This is a genomic window from Chryseobacterium sp. CBSDS_008 (assembly GCF_049959325.1).
Lineage (GTDB): Bacteria > Bacteroidota > Bacteroidia > Flavobacteriales > Weeksellaceae > Chryseobacterium.
In genome coordinates, this window is record NZ_CP188202.1 from 2,400,069 (window position 1) to 2,419,092 (window position 19,024).

The window sequence follows — 19,024 nt, forward strand, 5'->3', positions numbered from 1 at the left end:
TAAATAAATAAAAAAGGTTTAGAAAATTCTAAACCTTTTTTATTTTGTAAACAGTCAAGATTACCCTTGACTATTCATTTATTATAGTTGTACCATTTCAGTTACCTCTACATCATATCCTCCAACCTGAGGCTTGATATTTGGGTTTTGAGTGATTACTTTAAACTTGTTGATTCCTAAATTCTTTAAGATCTGCGTTCCAATTCCATAATCTCTGTAATTGTACGCCAATGTAGGGTGCTGCTCCTGGCCATCCTGATAATTCAGGAACTGCTGAAGCTTTCTCAATGTATTTTCGGAATTGGAAACGTTATTGATAAAAATGATCGCTCCTTTGCCGGCTTCATTAACCATGCCCGTTACTTTTTCCAGCAATGGCTTCTCACCGTTATTCAGTCTTGTTAATACATCAAAATAAGAATCAGAAGACTGTACTCTTACCAAAACAGGCTCATCCACAGTCCATGCTCCTTTTGTCAAAGCAAAGTGGATCTGGTCATTGGAAGTTTCTCTGAAAGCGTAAAAATCAAACTCACCATAGTGGGTTTTTACTTTTTTCTCTTCCAATCTCTCTACCAGGTTTCCTTTTTTAAGCTGATAATGGATCAGATCTTCAATAGAAACAATCTTCATGTCATGCTTTTGAGCGAATGCGTGAAGCTCAGGCAGACGGGACATTGTTCCATCTTCATTCATGATCTCACAAATTACTCCTCCTTCTTTTAAACCGGCTAAGCTGGTAAGATCAATAGCTGCTTCTGTATGTCCGGCTCTTTTCAATACGCCTCCTTTTCTTGCACGAAGCGGGAAAATGTGGCCAGGTCTCATAAAATCTGTAGGCTTGGATTTTTCATCCATCAGGGCTAAAATAGTTTTTGCTCTGTCTCCAGCAGAAATTCCGGTAGATGTTCCGTTACCCAAAAGGTCAACTGATACGGTGAAAGCAGTTTCTTTAGGATCGCTGCTTCTGCTTACCATTACTTCAAGTCCAAGCTCATCACATCTTTTTTCAGGCAGCGGCATACAGATAAGCCCTCTCCCGTGAAGAGCCATAAAATTGATAATTTCCGGCGTTGTCAATTCTGCTGCACAAAGAAAATCGCCTTCATTTTCTCTGTCTTCATCATCTACTACTATTATTATTTTACCATTTCTAAGGTCTTCAATAGCCTCTGGAATAGTATTTAATTTAATATCGGACATTTTTACTTTTTATTTTTGCAAAGATACTCATAAAAATAAGCATCTGCCAATTAATTATGAATGGTTTATTACGCTTTGGATAAGGAGTCTGCAGCCTCTCTGAAAATCTCATAAGATCTTAATCTTTTCTGATGATCATAAATATGTGAATTGATCATCAGCTCATCAACCTGGAATCTTTCCTGGAAATCTTTGAGCTTTTCCTGAACTTCAGCCTGGTCTCCGATAAAAGTATATCTCAGTTTCTGTAAAACCATAGATTTTTCCATAGGTGACCAGATATCATCCATATCATCCACCGGCGGTGCAAAAGGTTTTCTGTCGTTTCTTACAATATTGATGAATGCCTGGAATAACGTTGTAGATATCTTATGAGCTTCTTCGGAAGTTTCTGCCGCAACTCCGTTTACACAGGCAATGATATAAGGTTTGTCCAAATATTTTGACGGTTCAAAATGTTCTCTGTATATTTTAAAAGCCATCTCCATCTGCTCTGGCGCAAAATGTCCTGCAAACGCATAAGGTAAACCAAGTTCTGCAGCCAGCCATGCACTATCTGTACTTGATCCCAGAATATAAAGCGGAATATCCAAACCTTCTCCGGGAATCGCCCGAACCATCGCATCTGAATTTTCTTTTGAGAAATATCTTTGAAGCTCAAGAATCTGTCTTGGAAACTGTTCATTGATGATGGCTGGATTTCTTCCTAAAGCCTGAGCCGTTAATCCGTCAGTTCCGGGTGCTCTTCCTACTCCAAGATCAATTCTTCCAGGAAAAAGGGATTCCAAAGTACCGAACTGCTCTGCAATAATCAGAGAACTGTGGTTGGGAAGCATAATTCCACCTGAACCTACTCTGATTCTCTTCGTTCCATTGGCAATAAAACCTATTAAAACAGAGGTTGCTGAACTCGCAATACTTTCCATATTGTGATGTTCCGCCAGCCAGAATCTTTTATAATTTAAATTTTCAGCATGATGAGCCAATGATAAGCTGTCCTGAAAAGTATCGTGAATGCTTTTGTCCTGCTTTACCGGGGCAAGATCTAAAACAGAAATTTCAAAATTTTTCATGTTATGATGTTAATTTTTCTTAGTCTGAAAAACGAGACAAATTTAAAACATAAAAACTGCATTAGTTACTTTTTGTAATTAATAAAAACAATGGATCAGTTCAGGGAAAAACTATTGGAATAAAATTTTTGTTTACATGATTTTACTTATAAGATTTTGGGTAAATTGCAGTATCAACTAGAACATGAAAACAAAAATAATGTATGTCGAAAACAAATCCTACGGACATCACGGACCGGCATGGATTGGTTTTGTAGAATTCTCAAAATCAGGACAAACTGTTTATTTCGATGGCAAGGCACTCAAAAAACTCAAAAGGCCAGGAATCAACGCTAATCATTTTGATATAGAAACGGGAGAAGAATATTGGGTATCCGGCATTAAGAAAAATGGTCAGAACAGGCATCAGTTTGGTGGTGGAAAAATTATGATTGACAAAAACTCCATTAATGACTATCTGAAATTAGTTGACTTTAATAGTATTGATGAAAAGTACTTTGAAATTGTTGAATTTTCCCGGACAGACAAAAGTTTATTTAATGAAATAGAAAATACAGAAACTGATTTCAGAGACGAAAGTTACCACGCTACTTTTTACGACAACAACCGCAGAAAATTAATCTTAGATATTAAAATTTAAATGAAAAATATTTATTTGCTGCTTTTATCATTCCTTTTAATAAGCTGCTCTTTCAATCAATTTTATAAAGACCGAGAGTCTGACAAAACAGACGGTGAAAAAATTCCTATAAAATTTTATTGGGAACTTCGTTATGGAAAAAATCCGGATGATATTTCAATCACAAGAGCTGATAACTCAAACTTTACCTATAACAGAACCGGCTTTACGACAGGAGATATCAATACTATCAATGCGATGTATCCTTAATTTAGCGTCTAAAAACATCAATAAAAAAGAACTCTTATGAGTTCTTTTCTTTTTTATAATTGTAATGATTGATCAAAATCCTGATCTCGTTAAATTCAAAATGACTTGGCAGTGCGTTTTTCCATTCTGTAAGGGTTTCATGCGGTTTTTTGTAGAATTCATCTTCAAAAGCCTTGATTTTATCTGAAGTAATAACTCTGGCAATATCCAGCAGTCCCTGTTCTGCAAATTTAGCAAGGTGGCCGATCACGGTTTCTTTTACCAAACCTCTTTCCAATGCAATTTCTCCGATGGTTTTTCCTTGTTCAAATAACTGGAACGTTAAGACCTGAGAAGGAACTTTAGCAATTTTCAGATTGATTTCCTTATCATTTTTCTCGTCTAAAAGCTTTGTTTCAAGAAGATGAATCTCTCTCAGGCTGTTCAGATATTCCTCAAGGTCTTCCAGCCAGTTTTTGAATTCTTCATTATATTGTTTTAAACCTTTTGCTCCTTTTATTTCGGCGTAAAAATCTTTCAAAGGATCGAAAATTTTATTTCTGGTTTCTGTAAAAAAGAAATTAACGGCACCTTTTGACTTGCTTTCGATTTCGGACCATTCTTCTTTCTGTTCAATAAAATTATTAACCTTCTGGAAAATGATCCGCTCCAGTTTTTCAAAGATTTTTCCCAGATTGACAGCTTCGTGCTTTAATTGCAGATACATCTGTTTGGTTTTAGCATGATCAATATTCTTGGTTACAATCGAGAGGTTATTCCACTCTTCCACTTCTTTTAAAAACCACGTACAGTCCAGCGTACGCAACACCTTTCTGATGCTGTAATCATACTTTTCCTGATTCAGAATCGCATCAACATGGTCGTTGGCAATCGTATCGGTATGGAAATGTAAGATCCTGTTATCCTTAAAAATAACTTCGGGAGTAATTTTTGATTTTAAAACAATTCCTTCCAATGTTCTGCAACGGGACAAGGCCACGTAAACCTGGCCGGCTGTGAAGCTTTTTCCGGCATCAATAATCACTTTATCAAACGTTAATCCCTGGCTTTTATGGATCGTTACGGCCCATGCAAGTTTTATAGGAAACTGTTCAAAGCTTCCCAATACTTCTTCTTTTATATTTTTATCCGTATCAAGAAAATATTTTTTCTGTTCCCAGATTTCTTTTTTTACCACAATTTCCCTCTCACTTTCATCCAGAACCACCCGGATTTCATTTTCGTCCAATCCAATGATCTCCCCCAGCTTTCCGTTAAAATATTTCTTCTCCCCGGAAATATCATTCCGGATAAACATGATCTGAGCCCCGATTTTAAGTTCCAGAAACTGCTCGTTTGGAAACTGGTTTTCTTTAAAATCTCCTACAAGCTTAGCTTCATAAACCTGAGGATCGGCTTTGATCTCCGCCAGCTTCTCCTGGTTGATCTCATCCGCCATCTTATTGTGAGAACACAGATAAACGTAGGATTCTTTCCCCATATCAAAGTCAGGATCATACCTTTCATTAAGATGGTTAAAATCGATATTATCTACATCCCCGTCACGGATAGCATTCAGAATCTCAAGAAAATTCTCGTCAGACTGTCTGTACACTTTGGTCAGCTCAATAGTAACAATGGGGATTTCTTTAATCGCATGACTGTCGAAAAAGAAAGGTGAGTTGTAATACATTTTCAGGATATGCTCATCCCTCACCACGGGAGGAAGCTGAAACAAATCTCCGATAAACAGCATCTGTACACCCCCAAACCTTTGGTTGTTTCTTCTGATAAATCTCAGAGAAAAATCCATCATATCCAGAACATCCGCTCTCAACATTGAGACCTCATCTATGATAATGATTTCAACTTCTCTCAGAAGCTTCAATTTATCCTTACGGTATTTGAAATGAGGCATCAGATCGGCGATATTATTAGCCAAACTGGTATCTATCCTTTCTGTAGTAGGAAGAAAGGTTCTTAATGGCAGCCCAAACATAGAATGAATGGTTACGCCTCCTGCATTGATCGCAGCAATCCCTGTGGGAGCCACTACAATATGCTTTTTCCTGGTACGTCTTACAAAATCATTAAGAAATGTAGTCTTCCCTGTTCCTGCTTTCCCAGTCAGAAAAACACTTCTGTTGGTATATTCTATTAAGTCAAAAAAATGATTATTCATCGTTGTCAAAAATACGGAAATGAATTTGATTTTCTTACCTTGGCATAAGTTTTGAAAATTCTTAAAGAGAAAAAAGTTTATTGTGAAAAAATTATTCTTTCATATTCCGGCAATAGTATTATGTGCTACATTAACTTTAGTTTCCTGTAATACATCAAAGAATGCCAATGCCAATCTGCCTGTTGATATCGCAGACAGACCTGCTGATGAAGACAGTCAGAAATATGAACAGGCACAGCTGGATAGATTAAAAGCCTCTATCGAATCTGAAGTATCAGGCGGAAAATGTACGGATGCCGGTGAGTGGGCATTTGCCCCTATGGGCGCTAAGGCCTGTGGAGGGCCGCAGCAATACATTGCTTATCCTAAGAAAATAGAAGAAACTTTCTTACAAAGAGTGAATGAGTATACAGATAAGGTGAAAGCTTTTAATGAAAAGTATAATATTACGTCTGACTGTATGATGGTGATGCCTCCTGCATCTCTTAAATGTATCAATGGCAAGATCAGACTTATTACACCGGATAATAATTAACAATAAAGCAAAGGTTCTATATCAAATCGAAAAAGCTCTGTCCTGAGACAGAGCTTTTATATTTTAAACAGATCATCGTGAATTTTGCTTCGCAAGTGAATCGTGAATTTTGATCGCAATAAAAATTGACAAGCGCAGAGAATTGACTATTCACTAGCCAGATTATAATTGATGGTCTTTCACATTTTCCTTATACCATGATGAATATTTTACATAGTTATCTGCAATCCTGTTCACTTCTCCTTCCAGTAGCTGCGCATTGATATCTTTGATTTTTTTTGCAGGAACTCCACCCCAGACTTCTCCGGATTTGACGTGGGTTCCCTGAGTAACTACAGAACCAGCTCCTACAATAGAATTTTCTTCTACCAGACAATCATCCATTACAATAGCTCCCATCCCGATCAGTACATTGTCTTTAATAGTGCATCCATGAACAATCGCGTTATGCCCGATAGAAACATTATTCCCGATATTCAATGGAAATTTCTGATAAGTACAATGCAGCATTGCATTATCCTGAACATTCACCTTATCACCCATTTTGATATAATTAACATCTCCACGGATCACTGCGTTATACCAGATACTACAGTCTTTTCCCATCGTTACATCACCAATAATGGTAGCTGTTTCTGCTAAAAAAGTATTTTCTCCGATCTGTGGTGCTTTTCCTAAAAGTTCTTTTATAAGTGCCATAATATTAATTTGAAAATTTGAAAATATGCCGATTTGAAAGCAGAATATGTATGCTATAATTTCAGTATCTAACTTCTAAATTATAGTAATAGCAAAAATCTAACTCTCAATTTTCAGCTTCTAACTTCTAATGCGTATTTTTGTATCTCAAATTTAACGAAAAAATGCGTACCGTACTTATAGAACCAACTGAAAACCCAAAAGTGATGAAATTTGTAGCAGATTACAATCTCATCCCAGGGTCTTTAGAACTGGACAGAAATTCAGATATTTCAGAAATTCCTTTGGCACAGGAGCTTTTCAATTATCCTTTTGTGGAAAGAGTTTTCATTACCGCTAATTTTGTAGCTGTAGCAAAACAGGATACCATTGAATGGGAACATGTTGCTGAAAGTCTGAAAAATGTGATTGAAGATGAATTACTGGCTAATCCGAGAATTTATCTTCAGAAGAAAAAAGAAATGTATCAGATTTATGCTGAAATGACTCCTAATCCCAATGTAATGAAGTTTGTTTCGAGCAAGCTGCTGATGGATGGTTTTGTGGAAGTAAAATCGAAAGAAGCTGCGGAAGAAGTTCCTTTGGCTCTGGCTATTTTTAAAGAGTTTGATTTTGCAACGGAAGTTTTCATTTCTGACAACTTTGTAGCCGTGACAAGAGATAATTCTGTAGAATGGCACCAGGTGATGATGACTGTTCGTGCACTTATCGCCGAATATCTTCAAAACGGAGGCGAAATTTCAAAAATCGAACCTCAGAAACATGAAAATCCTGTTGAAAAGATCATCAACAGAGATTATACTGAAGATGAGCAGAAAATTTCTGATATTTTAAATGAATATGTGGCTCCTGCCGTGGAAAATGATGGCGGAAAGATTTCATTAATGGAATATGATCAGGAGAACAAAACCGCAAAAATGCTTTTACAAGGTGCATGCTCCGGCTGCCCAAGCTCTACAGCTACTTTGAAAAACGGAATTGAAAATATCTTAAAGCAATTCGTTCCTGATTTAGTAGAAAAAGTGGAAGCTGTAAACGGATAAAACATTTGAAATGCCTCCCGGAAAGAAAATTTTAATCATTATAGGAAGTGCTTCTGAAAATTCCAGTAACCAGAAACTGATGGAGCAGGTACTGGAAAAGACAGGTTATATGAATTTTCAAATGTATGATGACCTTTCTGTTTTCCCACATTTTGATACCGCATTAACGGATGATGATACTCCGGAAGAAGTTCTGAAGGTCAGAGAAGATATTAAGAATTCGGCCGGCGTTATATTTTCTACCCCGGAATACATTTTCAGCATTCCCGGAAGATTAAAAAACCTGTTGGAATGGTGTGTTTCCACCACCGTTTTTTCTGCAAAGCCGGTGGCTGTGATCACCGCTTCCGCCAGTGGAGAAAAAGGCCACGAAGAGCTATTGCTTATTTTAAGAACACTTGGAGCTGTAACAGATGATAAACATCAGGCATTAATAAAAGGGATAAAAGGCAAATTTGACAGCAATGGCTTACTGGAAAGTAATACCTTTGCTAAAGTATCAAAATTAGTAACAGATTTTAGAACTCTGTTTCATAATTAAAATTTATAATATTGAATAAGAAAGGAATTTTACTCGTCAACCTCGGATCACCGAGATCAACTTCAGTAAACGACGTAAAGGAATATCTTGATGAATTTCTGATGGATGAAAGAGTGATTGATTACCGTTGGATCTTTCGTGCACTCCTTGTACAGGGAATCATTCTGAAAACAAGACCCGCCAAATCTGCTGAAGCCTATAAAACGGTCTGGACAGATCAAGGCTCTCCACTGATTGTCATCACGGAACAAATTCAGAAAAAACTTCAGAAAGTGGTAGATGTTCCAGTAGAAATCGGAATGAGATATGCAGAACCAAGCATTGAAACCGGTATCCAGAAACTGGTAGATCAGGGGATTACTGAAATCGTTCTTTTTCCTTTATATCCTCAATATGCGATGAGTACAACGGAAACGGTGATTGAAAAGGCAGAGGAAGTAAGAAAGAAGAAGTTCCCAATTGTAAAGATCAATTATATTCAACCTTTCTACAACAGGGATATTTATATCAACTGCCTTGCGGAAAGTATTAAAGAGAAGCTTCCTGAAAATTTTGATGCCCTGCAGTTTTCTTACCATGGCGTTCCGGAAAGACATATTTATAAGACAGATCCTACGAAAACCTGTAATCTTAATGACTGTTGTTCCAGGGAAGATAATCCCAGTCATCAGTTCTGCTATCGTCATCAATGTTATAAAACGACACAGCTTGTCATTGAGAAATTGAATTTACCTAAAGAGAAAACGATTGTTTCTTTCCAGTCAAGATTAGGAAAAGATAAATGGATTGAGCCCTATACCGACGAAACATTGGAAACCATTGGTAAAAAAGGGATAAAAAACCTGGCCATTGTATGTCCGGCTTTCGTTTCCGATTGTCTTGAGACTCTGGAAGAAATTTCTGTAGAAGGAAAAGAGCAATTCATGCATGGCGGCGGTGAAAATTTCCACTATATTCCCTGTCTGAACAATGAGGACCGATGGATTGAGGTAGTAAAAATATTGTGTGAAGAAAAACTGAATGATTTTTATCTGGTGTAATCTGTTTCACTCACCATATACAAATGGCCACAAGAATTTACTTGTGGCCTTTTTATAAATATATTAAAAAATTTGGTTTACTTTTTAATCAGGTTTCCTGCTTTTTCTCCGTTGACAATTACCACATATACTCCTGGAAGTAAGTTGGAAGGTAATTGGATATTCAGTTTATTCGTACCATCTGTCAATTCAACTTTTTCAGAAATTTCTTTCTTACCTGTAAGGCTTACCAGCTCTACCACTCCTCTTCCGGCTTTGCCTTCGAAGTTTACGGTGAATCTGTCTGTTGCCGGATTCGGGCTGATCGTATAGTTTGAAACATTTGAAGTGGCTGCAACAAGTCCTACCGGTGATGTTCCACCTCCAACGCCTACTGCATTCCATGCGTTAGTAACCTGTGTTACTTCATTGCTTCCAGCTCCATACAGATCTGCTGCTGCCTGAAGGGAATAGGTTCTTGCGTTTGCATACGTAGAAGAAGAAGTAAGATAAGTTGTTAATGTTCTGTAGGCAATTGCCCCTGCCTTATCCAGGCCGATTCCGGAAACATTATAAGCAAATCCTTTATCGTTGGTACCTGATCCTCCGGTTACTAACAAATAGTACCAGAAATTAAGTACCCCTGAATTGGTATGCACCCCACAATAGTCATTAGACTGGCTTGGCGTAACACAACCGGAAGTTGTTGTTGTTTTCCAGTATGTTCCCATATAAGTATCCGGCTGGCTGTAAGCATTGGGATTAGCCATATTTCTGATTACATAATTGAAATCTTCGCCCAGTGTCCAGCTTGCCTGAGTAGGTCTTGCCCAGCGCTCAATGGTATTTCCAAAGATATCTGAGAACCCTTCATTTAATGCTCCAGATTCTCTCTGATACGCAAGATTAGCAGTTTTGGAAGTCAGCCCGTGTGTAATTTCATGGCCGCAGACATCTATTGCTGTTAAAGGTTTTCCTCCATTGGTTGTGGAGCTTCCATCGCCATAAGTCATTCTTGAACCATCCCAAAATGCATTGAAATAATTAGTAGAATAATGAACATAAGATTTGATGGCAAAATTATTATTATCTATACTTTTTCTTCCAAATTTTGTATAGTAATAATCCAGTGTCATTTCTGCTCCCCAATGCGCATCAGTAGCATATTGGTCTTTATTGGTATTGACATTATTCCAGTTGTTGTCTGTATCGGTAAAGTCTACCGCAGAAGAATAGCTGGTTCCTTTTCTCAGGTTGTAGGTTTCTACAGCTGTTCCTGCATTTCTACCTGTTTCTCTTAACCTGTAGCTTCCGTTATAAGAGTCTGTGGTTATATTACGGGTTCCGCTGTATCCGGTAACTGCTGTCCCCGGGCTGTTCACTTCATGAATAATGGCATCTACTCCCAGTATTTTTCCATTTTTTGCATCTACAAAAACATATTGTCTGCTTAATGGTTTTTCAGCATAGATATCAAATTTATAGGCCAGTCTTAAATCACCCAGCTTGTCATCATCAGGGTCTGAATAATAAACCAGTTCACCTTTGGGGGCAAAGCTTGCATTGGGATCACCGGTTTCTTTTTTAAGAAAATCTTCTTCTTCTTTATTTTTCCATTTATAGGATTCTGCCCCTACAAAAGATAGAGCACTTTGTAATGCGGCATTTTCAGCAAGGCTGGCATTTTTGTCAAGCACTTTCGGAACTTTAATAACCCACTTTCCTGACTGTCCAACAATTTTACCGTCTTTTGTCTGAACTGCCATCATTCCGTATTCTACAGGAATATCGTTTACAGTCTGTTGGAATTTATGGGTTTCAAAACCTAATGCATCTTTTTCTAAGCCCAGTTTACGAGCCTGCCCCGGAGAAAGCCTCTGAGATGCTTCGTCAAATAAAACAGGACTGCCCTGGAATGCAGGTGCATTTTTTTCAAATCTCATAAATTCTGCGTGTAATCCGCTTTTACCCGGAACTAATTTCGACGGTGTGTTTTGTCCAAAGACAAAAGAACAGGCAGCAACGCTTGCCACTAAGATAAATTTCGTTTTCATAATAATATTGGTTGATTGTGATGACGAATTTATAAACTTTTCACAATAAAATGATATAAACGGTAAAGAAAATTCAATAGATATTATAAATCAATAAAGAAAACACAATGATGATTTTAAAACAAAGAAAATTATTTAAATATAATTTTTCAGTAATGTGAATTTTATGTTAAAATATTTAACTAAAATAAAAATTTTGTGAATTATTTTTTTTCACTATGTAGTGCATTATAATTTAAAAAATTAACCCCTGATCTGAGATTTGGGTGGTAATTTTTTTTAATATGAATAAAAAAATAGGGACCATCTTAAAAGACAGTCCCATTTTATATTATAATTTTTATTATTTAACGCTGGCTAGCGTTTGTTGGCTATCGGAGTTCTGAATTCTCCATATCCCATCAGCCCATCGTAATTTCTCCCGAACGGAGCGTAATAAAGAAATGCCTGATACAGGTTTTCCGTCTGCCAGAAATTACCGTTTACTTCTCCAAAATTCAAAGGACCGCTTCCTTCTTTTGTTGCCAGTACATAATTATAAAAACCTTGTTTAAGAAATATTCTGGCTACATATTGTTTAGTTGCAGCATCATATTGCATCTGATTTTCTTTGCCTGGTTTAAAATTATTAAATCCTCCCAGCACATAAATTTCCTTATCCACAGGATCTGATTCAAGATAAAAATGTACCCAGGAATAGTCAGCTTCCCTTTCGGCATCTCTTTCTCTTCCCAAATCATTTCTTCTGTAATACCATGCTCCGTTGACATCAGGCTGATACTGATAATTTAAAGGAAAGGCCCATACCGGATGCAGATAAGTCTGGTTGACATCATCTTTTATTTCGGCAGCCCGCACCATATCCGCTGCCATATTCATATTTTTATTATCGAAGTAATAAAACTCATTATCCCCGGGGAACGTAAGATTCATCTGTTGAAAAAGTACCTGATTCCCTAAAACGCTGCTTGGCTTAAGATTGGAAATCACCATATTCGGGTTGTTATTCTGCATCACATTCATTGTGATCGAATTCACGTTGGAAGAAATATCTCCGCCTTTCGGAGAAACGTTCACTTCTACCCGCTGGTTAAGATTGGGATTTTTTGCATCTGCAAATCTTGAAATATTTAAACCGACTGATGTTATATCTTCTACCAGATAAAATCTTTTTTTGAAAAGAGGCTGGTCTGCGGAATCTTTATAAACAATCAGCTCATAATTCCCTGAAACCTTCAGCTGGATTTTATCGTTCGGGAAAACCAGTTTATAGTGGGTATAAGCCTGCAGTGTGTTGAAAGAGTACTGAAACTGATCCAGCAGCGCATTCATACTTCCGGTAGCAAATTCTGTAAAAAACAGATTATCTTCATTCCAGTTTCTGTCATAATGTTTGAATGTATACCGATAGATCTGGCTGCCGTTAGTGAGATCATCAAAGCCCAGCACCAACTGCTCCCCTATCCTGATTACGGGGGTTTCGTCATTAGTCTGAGGATTGAACAGCTGAATACTTTGGATATTTTGTCCAAAAACCAGTCCGCCCAAAGAAAGTAAGAGTATTCGCAAAGTTTTCATTATGACGAAGATAACGAAAAATCGCCATTTTCTTAATAATATCGTATTTTTGAATAAAAATATTCAGATATGCTTCAGATTCAGGGTTTCGTTTTCAACTTTGCGAGCGAAAATACTTATATCATCTATAACGACCATAAAAATGCCTGGCTTATTGATCCGGGAAATATGAATGCTCAGGAAACTCAGGCTATTGAAAGCTTCATTACTGAAAAAGGGCTTAAAATTCAGAGAATCCTTTTGACCCACGCTCATATTGATCATGTATTGGGACTTCAGTGGGCTTTTGACCAATTTAATGTACCTGTCAATATGCATCAGGAAGATCAGGAGGTACTGGATATGCTTCAGGCAAGCGGTATGAGATTCGGAATGCAGATAGATCCTGTGAAAGTGGATGTAGAATACATCAAGGAAGGTGATGAACTGGATCTGGACGGTGAGAAGTTTAAAATTTATCATGTTCCGGGACATTCGCCAGGAAGCGTGGTCTATCATAATGATAATCAGAAATTCATGATTTCGGGTGATGTACTTTTTGAAGGCAGTATCGGAAGAACAGATTTATATAAAGGAAATTATGATCAGCTGATTGAAGGAATTAAATCGAAACTTTTTATTTTAGATCATGATACCCAGGTCTTCTCTGGTCATGGAAATGCTACTTCGATTGGTTTTGAGAAACAGTATAATCCTTTTTTAAGTAAGAGAGTTTGAGAGTCGGAGGGTTTGAGCGTCATAATCATTTTTGTTCGTTAAATTTAAACATAATTAACAGGTCGCTCCTACGGAGCTCTAATTTTAAAGCATATACGTTCTATTAACAGTTAGCTCCCGTTGGAGCTGAATTTTATCCCATGGGGATCAACTGTTAGTAGAAAAATGAGATCACCGTAAAACAAAGCTCCGGAGGTGCGACCTGTTAATCCATGCCATAAATATTGATATTTCCAATGTATTTAGACTTTTTATCGGATAGTAATGATAAAAAATACAAAACCGCCAGAATATTCTGACGGTTTTGCTGTTATAAAGAAATAGAATTTAGAAATCTAAAGTAATGGATGCTCTGGCAGCTGCTCCCATGATAGGTCTGGCCATTCTGATATTTCCAGCTGTTGTCTGCGATCTTGGGTCTCCTTCTGTAATTCCAATGGTATTAAAAATATTCGTACCATCCACTGCAAATCTGATTTTTCCAAGCTGATAAGACATCCCTGCACCAAATTCAGTAAATGACGGCAGGATATTATCATCAGTATTTCCTTCATTCTGAAAACGTTTACCATAATAGTTCATACTTACATAGGTTCTCCATGCTTTTGTAATATTGACTGCCGGTGAAATATTGAAATACAGCTTCGGCATTCTTCTTACCACATTTCCATCATAATCGAATGCAGAACCATCTGCATTTCTTCCTTTGAAATCTTTATATTTCGGATTCTGAATGGTTCCGTTAAAAGTAACTTCCAGGATATTATTGAATAACCTTGTGTATCCTTCAATCTCCACTCCAAGGTTGGTTGTATTTGCAAATTTATTCTCAGAAGTTCCATCAGAGAAAACATCTGTAAACGAAAGGTTTTTAAGAGTTGAATAAAACGGTATCACCGCAACATCAAATGTTCTGGAATAATATTTATATCCTACTTCCAGCTGATTTGTCAATACAGGTTTGATCTGGCTCAGATCTGCCATATTATTATAATACGCTTCTTCGTTCGGAGATCTGAATCCATTGGAAAAACGGGCATACACTGCATTTTCGCGATTAATTTTATAATTTGTTGCCAGCGTATAGGAAACTTTGTTGATGTCATAGTACCAATAGGTATATTTATTTCCTAATACAGACATCTTATCATCAGCTGTTGTAGTGGCAAAACTATGAGTGCCATCCACCGTTAATCCTGAATTATTTAGATTGGCTGTTGTCGTATTGACTCCGTATCCTTTATAATAATCACGGCTGTAACGGATACCACCGTTGAAGCTCCATGCGTCAGTAATATTATAATCCAGATTCATATAAACATCGTTAAGACTTCCCTGAATTTGCGAATCTCTGATCAGAAAAGACATGCTTGTCACTCCGTTATACGTTTTTGAATATCCTGCATCTGCCGGACTAAGAGAAGAATCTACAAGGTTTAATAATTGAGGCCTGTCTGTAGCTGTTGTCAGAATATTACTCCAGTTCCAGTACTGATGAGATTTCCAGTTTGATTTATAAAAACCCGCAGTTACATTTCCTTTATTGAATTTATAATTGAACTGCAAATCATTAACAAAATTATTCATCTGTTTATCAATTGCCCAGAATCCAAGTTCCTGTACGTTGGCAGGGTTTACAACAGCTCCGCTACTTACCAAAGAATATTGATAATTGCTTCCGGAAATTCCGCTTTTTTTGGCAAAATCTGCTGCTGTGTATGGAGCTCCTGCAGGGAAAATCCCTGTATAGTTCATATTGATATTCGTATATCTGGTCTTGTTTAAAACACTGAAATTGTTTCCAAGATCGTATTTAAATTCTGCTCCCAATACATCGACTTTCGGGTGGATGCCATTTTCCAGATCTCTGTTGAAAAATCCGCCTCCAGCCTGTGGAATATTCAGCTGACTGATAGCTCTGTAACTGTATGTTCCGTAATTTGGATCAAAATCCTGGAATTTTTTCAGTTTATTTCCATCCTGTATCAAAGGGATCGGCAAATAGAAGGTATTTCTGTCGTCCAGCTTTTTATAATAGATTTTTGCATAACCTTTATCAAATACATATTTCAGATTCATCCTGATCTGTCCGCCATTATTGGCTTTGAAACCTGTTTTTCTGATTCCGTCATCTGTTCTGTAAAAACCGCCGACATTGAAAAACAATTTATCCTGAACCAAAGCTCCTCCTACATTCACATCGGTACGCATCAAACCATAGGTACTTGTTTCGAGTTTTGCCGTACCTCTGAAATCATTGGTTCCTTCTTTCGTAATAAAGTTGATCAGACCACCGGGAGAATTATTGGCGTAAATAGAACCTGAGCCTCCCCTCAACGCTTCCAGACGACTTACCGAATTATCAACACGGAAAAAGTTGTCTGCATTGGCAAACTGAAGAGCCCCATCTTCAAAAACCGGAAGACCGTCTTCCTGCACCTGTACAAACTCATAAGCTCCCGCGGAAGGAATTCCTCTTGCAAAAAGGTTATTTCCTACTTCACCTCCCGAAGTTTCCACCGCAAATCCGGGAACTCTCTGCAGCAAAGCCGCTGCACTGATTGGATTCTGCTTCTGAATTTCTTTGGCACTAAATGTAGAAATCGCAGTACTGGATTCTATTTTCTTCTTTGGATTTGAGTTTCCGGTAATGACAATCTGATCGATAGAGGAAATTTTTGCAGAATCCTGCGGCGTTTCCTGAGCATAAGCATTATTAAAATATAATGTAGCTGTTGCGGCGATTAAAAAGACTGATTTTTTTTTCATAGCCCTATTTTTTATTGTTAGTTTCAATTTTGTTGTAATTGTAAATACACTCCATTGGTCCAACCGAATCCATCCTGATTGGGGTATTCCCCGCCGCCTGCTATTGTTTCTGTGTCTAATGCATTGTATTTTTCCATCAGTTTCCCGGTATTTTTGTAGACCCTTTCTACATTGGAACACCAGTTGTTTTTAATTTTTTCTGCCAGCTCATCAAAGCCGTAATTTTTCATGGCTTTAAAGCCCAGCCACTGATAAGGAGCCCATGCATTGGGAAGATCCCACTGCTGTCCTGAATTTTTGGTGGTTGTCACCAATCCTCCCGGATAAAGGAATTTTTCAGCAACCGCTTTGGCAACCGCCTCTGCCTGCTCCTGATCTGCAATTCCCAGGAATAAAGGGTAAAGAGCAGCAATATGTTCAGACGGTGTTTTTGTGTTTTTTTTAGTGTGATAATCTTTATAATTGTTAGTATTTCCATCCCAGAAATAGGTATTGATCATCTGTCTTCGGCTTGCTGCTCTTTCTGAAAAATAATTGTTTTTTTCACTCAGATTCTGAAGTGCTGAAGATTTTGCCAAAGTCATTTCCAAATGCCACAAAAGGCAGTTCAGATCAACCTGTGCAAGGTTCAGCGTTTCTATTGTCTGTATATTTTCTCCGTCTGCAAACCATCTGCTGGAAAAATCCCAGCCGGATTCACAGGCACTTCTTATGTTTCTGTAAAATTCATCTCCTGAAGCGGTCTCATGATCTTCGATGTCGATCAGGTAACTTTCGGGACGCGGTGCATTTTCTGCATCGTAATAACGGTTCAGGATATCTCCATCTATTGTTTTAACCACTCTTTTTACACTGGGATTGTTTTCAAGTTCTTCTTCACCATCCATCCAGAAAGCATATTCTTTTTCAAGAGTTTCATGGTATTGGGTATAAATTCCTTCGTCATGTGTCGTTTCAAAAAGAAGATCCAGCATTAATGAAAAATAAGGAGGCTGCGATCTGCTTAAGAAATGTGTTCTGCTCGCATTCGGAACAAATCCTATATTTTTAATCAGATAAGCGCAGTTTTCAATTATATTTTCCATCATTTCTATCCTGCCTGAAGCTTTTAATCCAAGCATAATAAAATAGCTGTCCCAATAGAAAAACTCATTAAAACGACCGCCCGGCACAATGTAAGGCTTCGGTAATTGTAAAAGGGTTCCTTTTTCTTCATAGGATGTACGGGTAAGGTCATCCCACAACTTTTCAATATGTTCACCGATTGGAAGATGTTCTTCCCGCTGAATAGAAACTCGGGCTCCTAAAAAATCAAAATGAGCCATCACAAAATCTTTCAGATCAAAACCTTCTGTATTTTTTGATTGTACATAATCCTCATTAATCTTTGCAATAGGAAACAGAGGAACTGCATCTGTCATCATTTTCTGATCATCAAAAATTTCAGATCTCTGCACCTCATCAAACAGGCTTTGAATTTCTTTTATGTAAAGCTGATTACTCATTGTTATTTTTTAGGATTAATTTTTAATTTATTCATGAAAAGCGCTGATGTGATCAGTAGTGAAAGTGGAATCAGGGAAAGATAAAATGCCTGCTGCCCGCTGAACTCCTGAAACACAAAACCGGTAATAATAGAACCTATCGTTCCTCCGATTGCTGAGAACACAACAATCAATCCTGACATGGCACTGTGTAAATATTTCGGGATAGATGCCAGAATTACAGAATTAATGCTTGGATATATCGGTGCGAGCAAACCTCCCATCAAAGGAAATAAATAGACCACCAACGGTGCATTCATCCAGTTTGTATTTGTATCAATATGAATATTATGGGTAAGAGGTAAAACCAGCAGTAAACTGATGGCAAAACCAACCACACAGAAAGAAACTACATAGATCCAGCTGAATTTCCTGGAAAAGAATCCCGATAAGAATCTTCCCAGGGCAAAAGCTCCTGCCAAAACCGCTCCCGCCTGGATACTCATAGAGGTAGGCACTTTTAAAATTTCTTTATAAAATGTAGGCGTCCAGGTCTGAAAACTCTGCTCCACCAGTACAAAAAGGAAAGCGCATAATAAAAAGCACAATACCTTTTTATAACTGAATAAGCTTGCACTGTTTTTTAAATCCCCCAGGAGATCTGTTTTCTCACTTTTAGCTTCCTGCTCATTCAGTTTTGAAAAGAATAAGAATAAAAAAGATAAACCTGAAAGCCCTCCCAACACCCAATATACATTCAGCCATTCTGTAGATTTAGGATTATGATCATCCATATATAAACTGAACAAAATATTTCCGGCCAATACCCCGATCATGAAAAACCCTTCCAGAAATCCCATAAAGCTGGAATGTTCTTTATCTGTTTCCGTTACCAGCCCGATAGAAGTAAAAACCGATATTTTAATCAATGCGAAAGAAACCCCTACAGTTGCAAATAATAATTTAAAAACCCAGAAATCATTGGTAAACGGCATTACAAAACACATGCAGCTTACCAGCAATAAAGCAATCAGCATTGATTTTTTGATTCCTATCTTCGGAAGAAATGAAGCCAGAATGAAAGAACATATGGCAATCGGAAGATCTTTAAAGCCTTCCAAAATGCTGGCCGAAGATTTTGAAATCCCAAAATTCTGCTGTACCTGCAGGATGACTGTTCCTACAGAATTCAGAAGAATGGCAAAGACAAAATAGTTTAAAAATAAAACGGCCTTGATGTTAATATTTTTCATTCAGGT

The 19,024-nt window shown here is 37.4% G+C and carries 16 protein-coding genes; 7 read left to right on the top strand and 9 right to left on the bottom strand.

Annotation, left to right across the window (positions count from 1 at the left end):
- Positions 1 to 81 precede the first annotated feature (81 nt).
- Both ribB and ACP3T3_RS10795 read right to left on the bottom strand, forming a co-directional pair.
- Positions 82 to 1,203 (bottom strand): 3,4-dihydroxy-2-butanone-4-phosphate synthase, encoded by a 1,122-nt coding sequence (ribB, locus tag ACP3T3_RS10790; protein WP_426479865.1) that lies wholly within the window; start codon positions 1,201 to 1,203, stop codon positions 82 to 84.
- A gap of 68 nt (positions 1,204 to 1,271) precedes the next feature.
- The gene (locus ACP3T3_RS10795) at positions 1,272 to 2,276 is read right to left on the bottom strand and encodes an LLM class flavin-dependent oxidoreductase (protein WP_426479866.1); all 1,005 of its coding nucleotides are present in this window, start codon (positions 2,274 to 2,276) and stop codon (positions 1,272 to 1,274) included.
- Between the two features lie 184 nt (positions 2,277 to 2,460).
- Here ACP3T3_RS10795 and ACP3T3_RS10800 point away from each other — a divergent pair, with 184 nt between their 5' ends.
- Positions 2,461 to 2,916: a hypothetical protein gene (locus tag ACP3T3_RS10800; protein WP_426479867.1), complete on the top strand. Its 456-nt coding sequence runs from the start codon at positions 2,461 to 2,463 to the stop codon at positions 2,914 to 2,916.
- Positions 2,917 to 3,165, top strand: coding sequence for a hypothetical protein (locus ACP3T3_RS10805; RefSeq protein WP_426479868.1), 249 nt, complete (start codon positions 2,917 to 2,919; stop codon positions 3,163 to 3,165).
- A gap of 34 nt (positions 3,166 to 3,199) precedes the next feature.
- Here the strand turns inward: ACP3T3_RS10805 and ACP3T3_RS10810 are convergent, their stop codons facing one another.
- A complete protein-coding gene (locus tag ACP3T3_RS10810; protein ID WP_426479869.1) occupies positions 3,200 to 5,326 on the bottom strand; it encodes a helix-turn-helix domain-containing protein in 2,127 nt (708 codons plus the stop codon).
- Between the two features lie 82 nt (positions 5,327 to 5,408).
- Between ACP3T3_RS10810 and ACP3T3_RS10815 the strand changes: the two genes are divergently transcribed.
- Positions 5,409 to 5,861 (top strand): hypothetical protein, encoded by a 453-nt coding sequence (locus tag ACP3T3_RS10815; RefSeq protein ID WP_426479870.1) that lies wholly within the window; start codon positions 5,409 to 5,411, stop codon positions 5,859 to 5,861.
- Between the two features lie 162 nt (positions 5,862 to 6,023).
- Here the strand turns inward: ACP3T3_RS10815 and ACP3T3_RS10820 are convergent, their stop codons facing one another.
- The gene (locus tag ACP3T3_RS10820; protein WP_426479871.1) at positions 6,024 to 6,560 is read right to left on the bottom strand and encodes a gamma carbonic anhydrase family protein; all 537 of its coding nucleotides are present in this window, start codon (positions 6,558 to 6,560) and stop codon (positions 6,024 to 6,026) included.
- Between the two features lie 164 nt (positions 6,561 to 6,724).
- Here ACP3T3_RS10820 and ACP3T3_RS10825 point away from each other — a divergent pair, with 164 nt between their 5' ends.
- The 3 genes from ACP3T3_RS10825 to hemH are packed head-to-tail and all read left to right on the top strand — an operon-like array spanning position 6,725 to position 9,184.
- Positions 6,725 to 7,603 (top strand): NifU family protein, encoded by an 879-nt coding sequence (locus ACP3T3_RS10825; RefSeq protein ID WP_426479872.1) that lies wholly within the window; start codon positions 6,725 to 6,727, stop codon positions 7,601 to 7,603.
- Between the two features lie 10 nt (positions 7,604 to 7,613).
- Positions 7,614 to 8,144 carry an NADPH-dependent FMN reductase gene (locus ACP3T3_RS10830; RefSeq protein ID WP_426479873.1) on the top strand — a complete coding sequence of 177 codons (531 nt, stop codon included), beginning with the start codon at positions 7,614 to 7,616 and terminating at the stop codon, positions 8,142 to 8,144.
- Between the two features lie 11 nt (positions 8,145 to 8,155).
- On the top strand, positions 8,156 to 9,184 hold the full coding sequence (hemH, locus tag ACP3T3_RS10835; RefSeq protein ID WP_426479874.1) for a ferrochelatase: 1,029 nt from the start codon (positions 8,156 to 8,158) through the stop codon (positions 9,182 to 9,184).
- A gap of 77 nt (positions 9,185 to 9,261) precedes the next feature.
- On the opposite strand, the gene ACP3T3_RS10840 is transcribed toward hemH, so the two are convergent.
- Together ACP3T3_RS10840 and ACP3T3_RS10845 are read right to left on the bottom strand one after the other, a co-directional pair.
- Positions 9,262 to 11,217 carry a M4 family metallopeptidase gene (locus ACP3T3_RS10840; protein ID WP_426479875.1) on the bottom strand — a complete coding sequence of 652 codons (1,956 nt, stop codon included), beginning with the start codon at positions 11,215 to 11,217 and terminating at the stop codon, positions 9,262 to 9,264.
- 357 nt (positions 11,218 to 11,574) lie between these two features.
- On the bottom strand, positions 11,575 to 12,795 hold the full coding sequence (locus ACP3T3_RS10845) for a DUF5103 domain-containing protein (RefSeq protein WP_426479876.1): 1,221 nt from the start codon (positions 12,793 to 12,795) through the stop codon (positions 11,575 to 11,577).
- Between the two features lie 69 nt (positions 12,796 to 12,864).
- Between ACP3T3_RS10845 and ACP3T3_RS10850 the strand changes: the two genes are divergently transcribed.
- Complete coding sequence (locus tag ACP3T3_RS10850; RefSeq protein ID WP_426479877.1) at positions 12,865 to 13,512, top strand: MBL fold metallo-hydrolase; 648 nt, start codon at positions 12,865 to 12,867, stop codon at positions 13,510 to 13,512.
- 327 nt (positions 13,513 to 13,839) lie between these two features.
- On the opposite strand, the gene ACP3T3_RS10855 is transcribed toward ACP3T3_RS10850, so the two are convergent.
- From ACP3T3_RS10855 to ACP3T3_RS10865, 3 genes are read right to left on the bottom strand one after another with little or no spacing between them, the layout of a single operon-like run.
- On the bottom strand, positions 13,840 to 16,281 hold the full coding sequence (locus tag ACP3T3_RS10855) for a TonB-dependent receptor (protein ID WP_426479878.1): 2,442 nt from the start codon (positions 16,279 to 16,281) through the stop codon (positions 13,840 to 13,842).
- Between the two features lie 23 nt (positions 16,282 to 16,304).
- Entirely contained in the window at positions 16,305 to 17,786 is a 1,482-nt protein-coding gene (locus ACP3T3_RS10860; RefSeq protein ID WP_426479879.1) for a trehalase family glycosidase, read from the bottom strand.
- Between the two features lie 2 nt (positions 17,787 to 17,788).
- A complete protein-coding gene (locus ACP3T3_RS10865; RefSeq protein WP_426479880.1) occupies positions 17,789 to 19,018 on the bottom strand; it encodes an MFS transporter in 1,230 nt (409 codons plus the stop codon).
- Positions 19,019 to 19,024: the final 6 nt, after the last annotated feature.